At 28.3% G+C, this 14,819-nt stretch carries 15 protein-coding genes and 1 tRNA gene; 7 read left to right on the forward strand and 9 right to left on the reverse strand.

Annotation, left to right across the window (positions count from 1 at the left end):
- Positions 1-53 precede the first annotated feature (53 nt).
- The 4 genes from I1A51_RS00990 to I1A51_RS01005 all read left to right on the forward strand — a co-directional run bounded on the left by I1A51_RS00990 (position 54) and on the right by I1A51_RS01005 (position 3,175).
- On the forward strand, positions 54-554 hold the full coding sequence (locus I1A51_RS00990) for a GbsR/MarR family transcriptional regulator (protein ID WP_196890515.1): 501 nt from the start codon (positions 54-56) through the stop codon (positions 552-554).
- An 87-nt stretch (positions 555-641) separates the two neighbouring features.
- Entirely contained in the window at positions 642-1,559 is a 918-nt protein-coding gene (locus tag I1A51_RS00995; protein ID WP_196890516.1) for a TIGR01777 family oxidoreductase, read from the forward strand.
- A 6-nt stretch (positions 1,560-1,565) separates the two neighbouring features.
- Positions 1,566-2,468, forward strand: coding sequence for a hypothetical protein (locus tag I1A51_RS01000; protein ID WP_196890517.1), 903 nt, complete (start codon positions 1,566-1,568; stop codon positions 2,466-2,468).
- Positions 2,465-3,175, forward strand: a complete 711-nt coding sequence (locus I1A51_RS01005) for a class I SAM-dependent methyltransferase (RefSeq protein ID WP_196890518.1) — start codon at positions 2,465-2,467, stop codon at positions 3,173-3,175. Before I1A51_RS01000 ends, I1A51_RS01005 begins: the two co-directional genes overlap by 4 nt.
- A 4-nt stretch (positions 3,176-3,179) precedes the next feature.
- On the opposite strand, the gene I1A51_RS01010 is transcribed toward I1A51_RS01005, so the two are convergent.
- Both I1A51_RS01010 and I1A51_RS01015 read right to left on the reverse strand, forming a co-directional pair.
- Positions 3,180-4,022 carry an NHL repeat-containing protein gene (locus I1A51_RS01010; RefSeq protein WP_196890519.1) on the reverse strand — a complete coding sequence of 281 codons (843 nt, stop codon included), beginning with the start codon at positions 4,020-4,022 and terminating at the stop codon, positions 3,180-3,182.
- Between the two features lie 66 nt (positions 4,023-4,088).
- A complete protein-coding gene (locus I1A51_RS01015) occupies positions 4,089-5,768 on the reverse strand; it encodes an RluA family pseudouridine synthase (protein WP_196890520.1) in 1,680 nt (559 codons plus the stop codon).
- A 154-nt stretch (positions 5,769-5,922) separates the two neighbouring features.
- Here I1A51_RS01015 and I1A51_RS01020 point away from each other — a divergent pair, with 154 nt between their 5' ends.
- On the forward strand, positions 5,923-6,309 hold the full coding sequence (locus tag I1A51_RS01020) for a hypothetical protein (RefSeq protein WP_196890521.1): 387 nt from the start codon (positions 5,923-5,925) through the stop codon (positions 6,307-6,309).
- Positions 6,310-6,365: 56 nt separating this feature from the next.
- Here the strand turns inward: I1A51_RS01020 and I1A51_RS01025 are convergent, their stop codons facing one another.
- The 4 genes from I1A51_RS01025 to I1A51_RS01040 form a co-directional block, all read right to left on the reverse strand.
- Positions 6,366-7,256, reverse strand: coding sequence for a Ppx/GppA phosphatase family protein (locus I1A51_RS01025; RefSeq protein WP_196890522.1), 891 nt, complete (start codon positions 7,254-7,256; stop codon positions 6,366-6,368).
- Between the two features lie 13 nt (positions 7,257-7,269).
- A complete protein-coding gene (locus I1A51_RS01030) occupies positions 7,270-7,764 on the reverse strand; it encodes a SixA phosphatase family protein (RefSeq protein ID WP_196890523.1) in 495 nt (164 codons plus the stop codon).
- A 19-nt stretch (positions 7,765-7,783) separates the two neighbouring features.
- Positions 7,784-8,431 carry a pyridoxamine 5'-phosphate oxidase gene (gene pdxH, locus I1A51_RS01035; RefSeq protein WP_196890524.1) on the reverse strand — a complete coding sequence of 216 codons (648 nt, stop codon included), beginning with the start codon at positions 8,429-8,431 and terminating at the stop codon, positions 7,784-7,786.
- A 177-nt stretch (positions 8,432-8,608) separates the two neighbouring features.
- Entirely contained in the window at positions 8,609-8,986 is a 378-nt protein-coding gene (locus tag I1A51_RS01040; RefSeq protein WP_196890525.1) for a winged helix-turn-helix transcriptional regulator, read from the reverse strand.
- Positions 8,987-9,092: 106 nt separating this feature from the next.
- On the opposite strand from I1A51_RS01040, the gene I1A51_RS01045 reads away from it, so the two are divergent.
- Positions 9,093-9,872 (forward strand): type 1 glutamine amidotransferase domain-containing protein, encoded by a 780-nt coding sequence (locus I1A51_RS01045; protein ID WP_196890526.1) that lies wholly within the window; start codon positions 9,093-9,095, stop codon positions 9,870-9,872.
- Positions 9,873-9,909: 37 nt separating this feature from the next.
- On the opposite strand, the gene I1A51_RS01050 is transcribed toward I1A51_RS01045, so the two are convergent.
- Positions 9,910-11,382, reverse strand: coding sequence for an SLC13 family permease (locus tag I1A51_RS01050; protein WP_196890527.1), 1,473 nt, complete (start codon positions 11,380-11,382; stop codon positions 9,910-9,912).
- A 93-nt stretch (positions 11,383-11,475) separates the two neighbouring features.
- Positions 11,476-11,560: transfer RNA gene (locus I1A51_RS01055), tRNA-Ser, on the reverse strand.
- Positions 11,561-11,813: 253 nt separating this feature from the next.
- On the opposite strand from I1A51_RS01055, the gene aroC reads away from it, so the two are divergent.
- Entirely contained in the window at positions 11,814-12,875 is a 1,062-nt protein-coding gene (gene aroC, locus I1A51_RS01060; protein ID WP_196890528.1) for a chorismate synthase, read from the forward strand.
- Between the two features lie 45 nt (positions 12,876-12,920).
- Here the strand turns inward: aroC and I1A51_RS01065 are convergent, their stop codons facing one another.
- On the reverse strand, positions 12,921-14,765 hold the full coding sequence (locus I1A51_RS01065; RefSeq protein WP_196890529.1) for a DUF885 domain-containing protein: 1,845 nt from the start codon (positions 14,763-14,765) through the stop codon (positions 12,921-12,923).
- Positions 14,766-14,819: the final 54 nt, after the last annotated feature.

Here is a 14,819-nt window from a genome sequence, read left to right on the forward strand (position 1 = left end):
AAAATTATTTTCAAAACTTTCAATTTTTACTGAAAGTTTTATATATTTGAATCATGAAATTAGATGAAGCTAAACAAAAATTCGTTCACAGTTGGGGAGTTTTAGGTTCTAATTGGGGAATCAATAAAACAATGGCACAAATTCATGCTTTACTTTTAGTTAGTGAAAAACCACTTTCTACAGAAGAAGTCATGGAATATTTACAAATTTCTAGAGGAAATGCAAATATGAATCTTCGAGGGTTAATAGATTGGGGAATTGTCACTAAGGAAATTAAAATTGGAGAACGAAAAGATTTTTTTAAAGCAGATAAAGATATTTGGGAAGTTGCTAGAAGAATTACAGAAGAAAGAAGTAAACGCGAAGTTGAACCTGTAATTAAAATTCTAAATGAAGTTAAAAATGTGGAAGAAGAATCTGAGGAAGCAAAAGAATTTAAAGAAACAATCGAAAAACTAGAATCTTTTACTTCTAATTTGGATGGTTTAGTAAAAAAGTTTGTAAAGTCTGATGAACATTGGTTTTATAAAACGGTTATTAAATTAATGAAATAAAGATAATAAGCTCAATTATAAAATTGAGTTTTTTTAAAACCATAAACTTTCATTTTTTTCTGAAAGTTTCATAAATATAAAAAGAAAATGAAAAAAGAAAAAATTATTATTACTGGTGGAACCGGTTTTTTAGGGAAAAGTCTTGCTAATTTTTTAAGTGAAAAAGAATATGATGTAATCATCATTTCACGAAACCATCCCGAATATTTTAAGGATTTCCTAGTTTCAAACTGGGATGGTTTCTCTTTGGGAAATTGGGTAGAAGAATTCGAAAATGCAAAAGCTGTAATTAATCTTGCTGGAAAAAATGTAAACTGTTTAAAAACTCCTGAAAATTGTGATGAAATTTTACGTTCAAGAATTGATAGTACAAAAATTATTGGGGAAGCAATGAAATCTGTTGTAAATCCACCAAAAATTTGGATTCAGATGTCTACAGCTCATATTTATGGAGATTCTTCTTCGAGAATTTGTTCTGAAAATACAACTTTAGGTTATGGATTAGCTCCATTTGTTGGAAAAAAATGGGAAAAAACTTTTTATCAAAATTTACCTTCAGATTGTAGAGATGTTGTTTTGCGAACAAGTTTTGTAATTGGAAAAAATGGAGGAGCATTAAAACAACTTAAAAAAATTGTAAAACTTGGTTTTGGAGGGAAAACTGGAAATGGAAAACAAGGAATGAGTTGGATTCATGAAATAGATTTTCAAAGAATAGTTTTAGAAGCAATTCAAAATGAAAATTACTCTGGAATTTACAATGTTTCTTCTCCAAATCCTACGAAAAATGAAACGTTTATGAAAACACTTCGAAATGTTTTAAAAATTCCTATTGGATTCTCCTCTCCTATTTGGATGACACAAATTGGTGCAAAATATATTTTAAAAACAGATGCTGAATTAGCGCTTTATGGAAGATTTATTAAACCCAAAAGATTAAAAAAAGAAGGTTTCAAATTTCATTTTCCAGAATTAAAAAATGCTTTAGAAAATCTTTTAAAATAAAAAATAATGAAAAAAGAATTTATCATTTCAATCTTAATCAGTCTTACTTTTCTTTTTACAGGTTTTTTTCTATTACACATTGGATTAGGTGGTTATGGGATTTCATTTTTTGTTTTTCTTCCATTTATTTTAGGTTATTTATTGGGAAAATCAATTGTAAAATCAGTAAGCCTTTTTGGTTTAATTATTTCATTTATTATTTTCTTCTCCCTACTTATAGGTGGAGGTTTAGAAGGAATGATTTGTGTTTTGATGGCAATGCCGATTGTATTTTTTGCAACGTTTTTAGGAATTTGTATTAAAAGAGTTCGTAATCAAATTAAAGAAAAAGAAGATGATGAGATACATTTAAAATCAAGTATTTTTCCTTTTTTAATATTTCTTTCTTTTAGTTTTATAGAAGAAAAATTGACAGGAAATAAGTATGAAATATCAGAAGTAACTACAGAATTAATTCTTCCTTTTTCCCCAGAAGAAATTTATGATGGTTTGATAAATATGGAAAAAATTGAATATAAAAAATCATTTTTAATGTATCTCAACTTACCTATTCCTGTGAATTGTAATTTAGAAAAAGTTGAAGTTGGAGCAACTAGAATTTGCTATTCAAATGAAGGTAAATTTATACAAGAAATTACTGAAATAGAAAAAAACAAAATGATCCATTTTAATGTTTTAAATCTAGAAATAACTGGACGAAAATGGTTGGGTATGAAAAGTAATTCTTATTCAATTGAAAAAATCGATAAAAACAATTCTAAAATAATAGAAAAAATCTGTTATACAACAGAACTTTATCCTAGATTTTATTGGAAACCATTAGAAGAATTAGGTTTTAAGCAAATCCAAAAATATGTTTTAAAAAGTTTAGAGCAAGATTTAAAAAAATCTAAAAACAAATCACAATGAATCAGATTTATAATCCAAAATACATTCAAAATTTATTTGATGAAATGGCTCCTAGTTATCAGATTATGAACATAATTACTTCTTTTGGTTTATCTGAAATTTGGAGAATTAAAACATTAAAAAAAATAAACTTAAAAGGTCCTAAAACAATTTTAGATCTTTTCTCTGGAATGGGAGAATCATTAAAATATTTAGAGAAATTTTCAAATGAAAAAAATAGCATTTTTGCTCTAGATTTTTCACCTAAAATGATAAAAAACTTACAACAAAAAAGTCATCTTATTCAGAATGTAAATGTGACAATTTTGGAGGAAAATTTCTTTTTTAATAAAATTAAGTCAAACTCATTTAACACAATTGTTTCTTGTTTTGGATTGAAAACTTTAAGTGAAAAACAATTAAACCAATTAACTTCAGAAACTAATAGACTTTTAAAGAAAAATGGTGAGTTTATTTTTACTGAAATATCTATTCCTCAAAATAAAATTTTTGCATTTTTTTTTAAGTTTTATATCAATACTATCGTCCCTTTCATTGGAAAATATTGTTTAAAAAATAATACTTCATACAAGATGCTTGGTATTTATGTAAACGAATTTCAAAATGCAAAAAAAGTATACAATATTTTTAAAAATAAGAATTTTGAAGTTGAATATATAAGTTTCTTTTTTGGTTGCGTTACAGGTGTAAAAGGATATAAAATATAATTTCTTATAATTTAATCTTAGAAATCTCTCCAGATTCTTGCTCAACAACATACAATTCATTTTGAAAAAAACGAAGCACAACTGGTCCATTTAATCCTGAGCTTACTTCTTCAGAAAATGGACTTTCTTGTGTTATATTAATTCTAATTATTTTCCCTAAATCAAATTGTGCGATATATAAATAATTTCCTTGAATCTTTATATCATATGGATTTGATTCTAAACTCAAAACTTCTGATTTCACTTCTGGATTTTCTAAAGAAATTTTTGTTATTTGTCCCTCTTCTGCAATAAAAAGTTGATTTTCATAATAAGCAATTCCTTTTGGATAATTTACATTAGAAGTTACTGTTTCGATTGTCAAATCAGAATTTGTTAAATCAATTTTCAAAATATTATCTGTAAGAGAACCTGTGATAAACATTGTATTTTCAACAATTTCAATTGCAAATGGAAATCCTAAAGCAACATCTGCTTTGAAAATTTCCAAATTTGGTGTTTCATTATCCAAATTCAATTCTAAAATTGCATTTCCTAAAATATTTGTAATAAATAATTCACTTCCATTTGATTCTAAATAATTCAAATCTTGCGATCCTGTAATTACTGGAACCAACATTTTCACTTCTTCATTTAAATTAATTTTTGAAAGAATATTCTCGCTGCTCAATTGCGAAACATATAATTCATTATTATAAAAAGCTATTCCATAAGGATTTTGCAAACCTGTAATCACAGTTTCTTTACTTCCAAATTCTGGATCTTCTTTCGGATCTGGAATTGAAATTCCCTCATCTTCATTACAAGAAATAATTAAAACAAATAGAATAAATAAAAACTTACGCATCTTAAAACATTTTGATTCTTTAAGTTAATCATAAGCTTTTGTTTTTTGTATTAAAGAAATCTTATTTTAAAATTCTGCTTCATTTTTAACAATTATTTTTTCTTTAGAAATTGGATGAACAAACTCCAAAACTTCTGCATGTAAATGCAATCGATTCGCTCGTTTTCCATATAATTCATCACCAATAATTGCACAATTTAATCCTTTCAAATGTGCTGCATGAACTCGCAATTGATGTGTTCTTCCTGTAATTGGAAAAAAATGAATTCTAGTTTTCCCATCTTTTCTTTCTAAAACTTCCCACTCAGTTCTTGCCGATTTTCCATGTTCAAAACAAACTAATTGTCTCGGACGATCTTCCAAATCCACTCGTAATGGTAAATCAATAATTCCTTTATTTTCAGTAACTACACCATCCAATAAAGCAACATAACGCTTACGCACTATTTTTTTTAAAAATTGCTGCTGCAACTCTTTATGGATTTCTTTTGTTTTCGCAATCAATAGCAATCCAGAAGTTGCCATATCCAAACGATGAACCAATAAAGGTCCTGTTGCTTTTGGATATTTTTTTTGAATTTTTGTAAAAACAGACTCTAAACTTGTTTTCCCAGGAACAGAAAGAAATCCAGCAGGTTTATGAATTACCAATAAATGAGCATCTTCAAAAACCACTTCTAATTCTTCAATTGTTAGCTGATTTTCCAAAAATGGATTTTCAGCAACTTGCATTCCTTCTAACATATGAGATAAAATAGGTTCACATTTTCCTCGACAAGCTGGATAAAATTGTTTATGGTTTCTTATTTCAGTTTTAGGCGATTTTCCCCACCAAAATTCTGCCATTACAATTGGTTTTAAATCATGTAAAAATGCAAATTGTAATAATTTCGGAGCTGCACATTCTCCTGCTCCTGCTGGTGGAATTTTTAAATTTGTTTCTTGAAAAATCGCTTGTAAACTTTTTTCTTTTTTAGCAATATTTAAAAAAGTATAATTCTCAAAAAGTTGTTTTTGTAATTCGGCGGATTTCTGTTTTCGAAGTTGTTTTAAATCTAAAATTTCTTTTTCTAAAACTTCTATTTTCTCTTTAATTATAGAAACTTTATCAGACCAGCTTTTTACAAGTTTTTTATAAGTAATTTTCGCCAATTGACTTTCTCTATTCAATTTTTCGATTAGTTTTTCTAAATCATTCGTTGAAAGTTCTTCTTTTGCTTTATTTCTTATTTCTTTTCGATGCTTTTTTCCTTCTTTAAGTTTTGTTTTTGCAAACTCTATTTCTTGATTTTCTTTCTTTAAAACTTGTTTAAATTCTTCTTTTATTTTTAAATAAAAAGGAGCATTCTCTAATTTTTCGATTTCTTTATTTAATTCAGTAATCACCAATTCTTCTTTCTTAAAAAAACCATCATTTTCCAACATGTTAAAAACAGGTGGAACAAATTTAAAATGTGAATTAGAACCAGCTAATTTTCCAGAAAACGCACTGATATACCCGATTTCCTTTTGTTGATTTTCTACAACTAAAACTCCAAACATTTTTCCTGTAGCTTTTCCATCTAAAGAAGAATTAAATCCAAAATGATGCACAAAATCTGTTTGATTTTCCAAATATTTTTGTAAATCTTCAGCTGCTTTTTTTGCCAATTCATGCGGTTCATAATAAAAAGGAAATGTAAATTTTTCTGGAATTAAATCAGAAGAAACATCTAGTTTTTTAAAGATTTGTTTTTGAAAATTCATAAGTTAAAATCATATTCGAGGCAAAATTACAAATTGTATTTTTATTAATTAAAAAGAAGATTTTAAAGATTCGTCTAGACAATTTCCGTTTTGGTCTAAAAAGCTTTTAAAACTATTTCTTCCCTTCTATTTTTGAAATTTAAAACTGAAAAAAATGAATTTTAAAAAAGCAATATTTACAGGATTAATTCTTTTGGTTACAACATTTAGTTTTGGTCAGTCTACACTTGAAAAAATGAAAAAACTTCCAGCAGAAGACGTTGCAAAACAACGTACAGAAATTATGGATAAAAAGTTAGATTTAACGGACGAACAAGAAGTGAAAGTACAAGAAATAAATCTAGAATCTAGTAAAAAAAGAAAAGAAATTTTTCAAAATACTTCAAGATTTAAAATTCCAAGAAAATTAAAAGTTGTAAAAGCAGATTATGATGAAAAATTAGAAAAAATTCTTTCTCCAGAACAATTCAAACTATACGAAGATAAAAAGGGGGAAATCAAAGATGAGATGATTTTTTGGGTTGACGAACAAGAAATTTGAATTTGATTTTTATAAAAAAGACTATTCTTCATGATGGGAATAGTCTTTTTGTTTTTTTATAACTTCTTCGAGTGTAATCCTTTAATAATTCCATCGGAAAGACCGATTTTAGGAACAAATATTTTTCGGGCATTTCCCCATTTCATTGCAGAAAGATAAATTTTTATCGCTGGAATAATTACATCCGCACGATCAGGATTTAAACCTAATTCTGAGATTCTCTCAGAATAACTTAATTCTTTCAAGAAATGATATTGCGCGTTCATATAAATATAAGAAAGAGGTTTTCCTGGAGTTCTTCCAGACATTTTGTGGATTTTATTAATATTTCCACCAGAACCAATTACGCTTAATTTCTCTAAATCTTTCGTATTTTTCTTAATCCATTTTTCCATGGATTTCCAAATTGGTTTTAATTCTTGTTCAGGACTTAAAAGACGAACTGTTCCAATTTTAAAAGATTTCGAGTTTACAATTTTTCCTTCTGAGAAAATGGTAAATTCTGTACTTCCTCCACCAACATCAACATAAAGGTAAGACTTATCATTTTCTATATATTCTGTAACATCTGTAGAAAAAATGATAGCGGCTTCCTCTTTTCCGTCAATGATATCAATTTTAATTTTTGCTTTTTCTAAAATTTCATCTGCTACTTCAAAACCATTACTAGCTTCACGCATTGCAGAAGTTGCACAAGCTTTATATTTTACAACACCATGAACATTCATCAATAATTTAAATGCGTTCATAGCATCAAGCATTCGTTGTTTGTTCTCTTCAGAAATAACTCCAGATGTAAAAGTATCAGCACCTAAACGAATAGGAACTCTGACCAAAGATGACTTTTTAAAACTTGTTGGATAACCATCATCTTCAATTACATTCGAAATTAATAGCCTAATAGCATTCGAACCAATATCAATCGCTGCATATTTTTTTATCTCCAAGGTATTCTATTTTTTATTTATTCTTATAATGCTTCGGAAATTCTGTTAAAAATGTATTTCCTTTCTTTATATTTTTCCAATGATCAATTTTAAAGCGGATTCCTACAATTCCACAAGTTGGAACATTATCAATACTTTTATTTCCAAAATCATTTACAAAATCATTTATTCCATGATTATGACTAAAAACAATTGCAGAATCAAAAGCATCATCTAAAGCTCTTATGGTTTTGATTAAATAACCATCACTAAAACTATAAAGTGATTTATTAATCTTTAAATTTGCTAAAGGATATCCAAAGGTGCTACAAAAAATAATCCCTGTGTGTAAAGCTCTATTTGCACTACTTGAAACAAAAACATCAGGTCTAGGAACTTTTTCATTTAAAATTTTAGACATTAAATATGCATCGTTAATTCCTCTTTTTTTCAAAGGTCTATCAATGTCTTTAATTCCTTCATATTCCCATGATGATTTTGCGTGACGTACGATATAAAGTGTTTTCATTGGTTTCTAAGTTAAAAAGTTAAGGAGCTAATCGTTCTTTTTTCCAGTCGTAATTTTCTAATTCTGTATACAATATTCTATCGTGCATTCTATTAGCTCTTCCCTGCCAAAACTCAACAGATATAGGTCTTATTAAATATCCTCCCCAATGTGACGGGCGAGGAATTTCTTTATTTTTATATTTTTCTTCAAATTCTTCTAAACGGTGATCTAAATATTCTCTAGAAGGAACTGGTGTACTTTGATCTGAAGCCCAAGCTCCAAGTTTACTTCCTTCTGGTCTTGATTCGAAATAACCATCTGAAAGATTTTCTGCTAATTTTTCGGCTTTTCCTTTAATAATTATCTGACGTTCCATTCCATGCCAGAAAAAAGACAAACAAACATTTGGGTTATTTTCAATTGCTTTTCCTTTATCGCTATTATAATTTGTATAAAATATAAAGCCTTCCCAAGTAAATCTTTTTAATAAAACAATTCTGGATTTTGGAAAACCATCTAAACCTATTGTAGAAATTGTCATAGCATTTGCCTCTTCTTCTGTTTCAGATTCTTCAGCTTCATGGAACCATTTCTTAAATAATTCCATTGGGAACTCTGGAATGTTATCTTCCAAAAGCTCACTTTTCTCGTAGGATTTTCGGTAGTTGCTTAAATCTTTTTCCATTTCACAAATTTACTATCTTTTTCTAACATTAAATATTTAAATATTCTTAAAGAATTCTTTTTTTATTTAATATTTTATCACTTTTTCTCTTATAATTTTTAATAAGTGAAAGTAATTAAACGATTAAAATTTGTAATTAGTATAATTTAAATAAATTCGTTTTTTGTAGAAAAATATTTATTTCGACACTTTAACAATTTCTGCCTTTTCTTCACAAATCCGATTTCCCCATTCTGAAATTACTTCTAAAACAGGAATTAAAGTTTTTCCAAATTCAGTTAAAGAATATTCCACTTTTAATGGAGGTTTAGAAGTATAAACTTTTCTTTTAATAATTTTGTCTTTTTCCAATTGTTTTAATTGTAAGCTTAAAGTCCTTTCTGTAACAATTGGCATTGATTTACGCAATTCATGATAACGTTTACTTCCATCTTTTAAATGATACAAAATCACTGTTTTCCATTTTCCTCCAATAAAATCCATCGTAACACTTGTGCTACAAGGATATAATTTTTCATTTAATTTAATCAGCTCAGAATCACACTTTAACTTCATAATTTATCTACTATCCTTTTGGATAGTTATTGCAAACATACAAAACAACCATTAATTTTGTAACTATCATTTTTATAGTCTTAAAAATACTTTAAACTTTAAAAACATGAAAATAAATATTGTAACTTTACTTTTCACTTTACTTACTTCATTTGCAATTAGTTGTGATATGAAAAGTAATCTTAAAAAAGAACAAAAAGTGGAAGCAAAAAAAGTTTTAATCGTAATCACAAACAACTCCAAATTAGGAGAAACTGGAGAAAAAACTGGCTATTGGATTGAAGAATTTGCAGCTCCTTATTATGAATTTATCGATAATGGTTTTGAAGTAACATTAGCTTCTCCAAAAGGTGGATTTGTTCCTTTTGATCCAAGAAGTAATGAACCAGAAGCTGTTACAAAAGATGTGGAAAGGTTCCATCGTGATGTCACTTTACAAGAAAATTTATTGAACACTAAAAAATTAGCAGATATGAATGAAAAAGATTTTGATGCTATTTTTTATCCTGGTGGACATGGATTGATTTGGGATTTGGTGGAAAATGAAAATTCGATAAAATTGATTGAAGATTTCAACAATGCAAAAAAACCGATGGGATTTGTTTGTCATGGACCTGCTGTGTTGCGTAGACCAAAAACAAAAGAAGGAAAACCTTTAGTAAAAGGAAGAAAAGTAACTGCCTTTTCGAATGCAGAAGAAATTGCTTTAAAACTTGTAGAAGTTGTTCCTTTTTTAATTGAGGATAGTATGATTTTTCGAGGAGGTATTTATTCAAATGGACCAAATTGGGAAAGTTACGTTGTAGTAGATGAAAATCTTGTAACTGGTCAAAATCCAGCTTCCTCCAAAGATTTAGCAAAAGAACTTGTAAAACAACTGAAATAAAACTCTTAAAAAGCTTAAACTTATGTTTAAGCTTTTTTTAAAACCCAAAATCAAAAAGCAAACTTCCCCAATAATATGTAATTAAACTTACAACCAAAGTCCCTAATAAATTCAGAATAAAACCAGGAATTAACATTGATTTCATTTTAAATTGTTTTGTACTAAAAACAATCGCATTTGGTGGTGTTGCAACAGGAAACATAAATGCTAAAGAAGCGCTAATTGTCAAAGGTAACATTACTAAAAGTGGATGAATATTAAGTGAAATTGCGAGCGCCGCAACAACTGGTAAAAGTGCTTGTGTAGAAGCTGTATTGGAAGTAAATTCAGTAATAAAAGTCATGAATAATGAAATCATTAGTAACATTAAAAAAGTTGGAAATCCTTGTAAAACTTGCATTTGAATACTTAACCAATCTAATAAACCTGAAAGTTGAAATCCATTTGCAAGCGCAAAACCTCCACCAAAAAGAAATAAAATTTCCCAAGGAATTCCAACAGTAGTTTTCCAGTCCATCAATTTTTGTTTTTTATCTTTTTTTGTAGGAATTACATATAAAAAAGAAACAACTAAAAGCGCAATCATTGCATCTGAAATCAATTCAGGATATGTCAAAATTCGTTCCCAACCGGGAATAATAATTTTTCCAAATTCAATATCAGATCTAAAAATTAATAAGACAGCAAAAAGAACAAATAAAATCAAAACAACTTTTTGCTCAAAAGTAATTTTCCCTAATTTTTTATAAGCATTTTCAAAAAAATCTTTATTAGTTTTCTTTTTTGGAAGTTTAGGAACAAATAATTTTATCAAAACAATCATTGCTAAAAGTAACATTACAAATGAAATAGGAAAGGAAAAGAAAAACCATTTACTAAAAGAAACTTCCGAATGCATCGGAAAAGTATCAGAGAAAATTTTTGTAAAAACTAAATTTGGAGGAGTTCCAATTAAAGTTGCAATTCCGCCAATTGAACAAGCATAAGCAATTCCTAAAAATAAAGCAATGTGAAACTTTTTCAATTTGTCTTTTCCATAGATTTCTTTTAAGTGTGAATTAACAGACATTGCAATTGGCAACATTAAAAGAGTGGTTGCTGTATTGGAAATCCACATAGAAAGAAAAGCACAAATTAGCATAAATCCAATGATAATTTTCGTTGGGCTTTTCCCAAATAAAATCAATGCTTTTAAAGCGATTCTTTTATGAACATCCCATTTTTCAAGAGCGAGTGCCATGATAAATCCACCCATAAAAAGAAATATAATTTCATTAATATAAAATCCAGCAATCAATTTAGAACTTGCGATTCCTGTTAAAGGAAAAAGAATAATTGGCAATAAAGAAGTAATTCCAATTGGAATCACATCGGTAATCCACCAACCTACAACCCAAATTAGAATTCCCAACATCGGTAAAATCATTGGATGCGCTTCATTTTTTGGTAAAATAAAAGAGAAGATGATAAATAATAATGGAAAAAGATAGGTTGCGATTTTTTCTTTCATCAGTTTTTTATTCAAGTTTTGAATAAAGTTAAAAAGAAAATGGAATATTATAAAAAAGAAAAACCTCAAACATAATGTTTGAGGTTTTGTTTGCGGAGAAAGAGGGATTCGAACCCCCGGACCTGTTACAGTCAATGGTTTTCAAGACCACCGCATTCGACCACTCTGCCATTTCTCCAGGTACAATCATTTCCTGATTGCGATTGCAAATATAAAGGGTTTTCTCATTTTTGCAATGTTTTTTTTGATATTTTTTTAAGTTTTTCACCTTAAAAAATTTAAGTAATTGATAATCTTTTTGTTATTAATTTAAAAAATATGAGAAAGAATTCTACCATACCACTTCTTTAAGTAAAATCTATTTTTTAGAACATGAAAATTTAAAAAGCAATCGAAAATACTTTCGTATTTTTGCAAAAACAATAAATAAAATGGCAAGTAACTCGTTTGGAGAAATTTTTAGATTGACTTCTTTTGGGGAATCACATGGAGAAGCAATTGGCGGAATTATTGATGGATGTCCTTCTGGAATTGAATTAGATTTAGAAGCAATTCAAAAAGAATTAGACAGAAGAAAACCTGGTCAATCAAAAATTGTAACCCAAAGAAAAGAACCAGACGAAGTACAATTTTTATCAGGAATTTTTGAAGGAAAAACTACTGGGGCTTCTATTGGATTTATCATCAAAAATCAAAATCAGAAATCGCATGATTATTCGCATATAAAAGATCAATTTCGACCTTCACATGCAGATTTTACTTATTCTCAAAAATATGGAAATCGAGATTATCGTGGAGGAGGAAGAACCTCAGCAAGAGAAACTGCAAATTGGGTGGTTGCAGGAGCAATTGCAAAACAAGTAATTTCACAAATAAAAATTACGGCTTACACTGCTTCTGTTGGGAAAATTCACTTAAACAAAACTTATCAAGAAGTAGATTTTTCACAAATTGAAAAAAATATAGTTCGTTGTCCAGATCTTGAAAAAGCAGAAGAAATGATTTCTTACATTCAACAAATTCGAAAAGAAGGTGATACAATTGGAGGAATTGTAGAGTGTGTAATTCAAAATGTTCCAATTGGATTAGGAGAACCTATTTTTAATAAATTACATGCACAACTTGGAAAAGCAATGTTAGGAATTAATGCCGTAAAAGGATTTGCTTTTGGAAGTGGTTTTGAAGGAACTGAATTAAAAGGAAGTGAACATAATGATTTGTTCAATGCAGATGGTTCTACAAAAACGAACTATTCTGGAGGAATTCAAGGAGGAATTAGTAATGGAATGGATATTTTCTTTAAAGTTGCATTTAAACCTGTTGCAACAATAATGCAAGAACAAGATACAATTGATAAAGAAGGAAATTTAGTAAAAATGATGGGAAAAGGAAGACATGATCCTTGTGTTGTCCCTAGAGCAATTCCAATTGTAGAAGCAATGGCAGCAATGGTTTTAACCGATTTTTATCTACTAGAAAAAACACATAAATAATAAAAAAAGCGATTGAAAATTCAATCGCTTTTTTGTTTTATCTAATTAACTATTTGGATTTTTTCCTTGAATATATTCATCAACTAAATCTTCTAAAATATTTAGAGGAACTGGTCCATTAGAAAGAACAACTTCATGGAACTCACGAATATCAAATTTATCACCTAACTGATTTTTTGATTTTTCTCTTAATTCCATAATTTTCAACATCCCAATTTTATACGCTGTTGCTTGTGATGGCATTACAATGTGTCTATCAACCATTTTGATACAATCTGCTGAGCTATTTGGCGTATTATTTTCATAGAAATCAATTCCTTCTTGACGTGTCCATTTCATTTCATGAATTCCTGTATCAACAACCAAACGACATGCTCTCCAAAGTTCCATTGCAAGACGTCCAAAATCAGAATATGGATCTTTATAAAAACCTAATTCTTTTGGAATATTTTCACAATATAAAGCCCAACCTTCTACATATGCAGTGTATCCTCCTAGTTTTCTAAACATTGGAATTCCATCTAATTCTTGCGCAATTGAAATTTGCATATGATGTCCTGGAATCCCTTCGTGATATGCTAAAGCTTCCATTTGATATGATGGCATGCTTTTCATATCATATGTATTTGCATAATATGTTCCTGGACGTTTACCATCCATAGAACCTCTTTGATAGAATGCTTTTCCAGCTGATTTTTCTCTAAAGGCTTCAACAGGTTTTGTAACTAAATCTGCTTTTGGTTTTGTGATAAATAATTCATCCAAACGACCTTTCATCGTATTGATGATTTTTGTAGCATCTGTTACATAATCCTCTTTCCCTTTTTTAGTCTCAGGATAATAGAATTGTGGATCATTTTTCATGAATTTAAAGAATTCTTGTAAGCTTCCTTTGAAACCAACTTTTTCTTTAATTACATTCATTTCTCCATGAATTCTTTTTACTTCATTTAAACCAATTTCATGAATTTCTTTAGCGGAAAGATCTGTTGTAGTCGTTCTTTGTAAAGCATTTGCATAAAATTCTTGTCCATTTGGAAATTTCCAAGCTCCATCATCTGTTGTTGCTGTACTTTCTTCATGATTTAAGAATTCAATTAAATTAACATAAGCAACTTTTACTTGTTCTAAATTCTTCTTTGCAACTTTGATCAAAGGTTTCTTATCTTCTTCTGATAAATCTAATGAATTTAATTTCTTTAAAAAATCTTCATAAAGAACACTATTTTCTTTAGAATCTGTAAAAGGTTGTCCAGTTATTACATTTTTAGAATCTCTAATTACTTTCTCAAAAACAAACTTTGGAATTTTTATTCCTTTTTCATGACTTGCCTTTAAATTTTCAATCAATTGATCAAATAAAGGTTTCATATTCCCTAATCTTTTAATATATGCTTTTAAATCGGAAACATCAGAAACTTGATGCATATTAATCAAAAATGCAGGAATTTCAGCTTGCATTCCATGCATTTGATTTAACGGATAATGATATAATTCGTATTTATGATCTTCAATTGTATTTTCTAATCTTTGTTTGAATAAATCATAACTTAATTTCGATTTTTTATCTAAAGCATTCACAGAAATAGAATCTTTTAACCAAGTTAGATAGTTTTTAGATAATTCTACCTCATCTGCTTTAGCTTTCAAAGAAATATCATCCCATTTATCATAATCATCTTTTTTCCCCAGACGCGTTTGCATCATTGGACTTTTTTTGATTCTTTCTTCTGTTACTTTTGCAAAGAAATTATTTAATTTCTCTGATTCTTGTTTCATTTCAACTTCTGTAAAAGTTGTTTTATCTTTCTTAGAGTCAGCAGTATTTTGACAAGAAGTTATCGCCAAAGAAATAGCTAAAATTGCCAAAGAAGTTTTTATAATTTTCATTTTAACGTGTATAAGTGTGCCTTAATTAATTTGATGTGAATATAGAGGATTTTT

The organism is Aureivirga marina, from assembly GCF_015767265.1.
Taxonomy (GTDB): Bacteria; Bacteroidota; Bacteroidia; order Flavobacteriales; family Flavobacteriaceae; genus Aureivirga; species Aureivirga marina.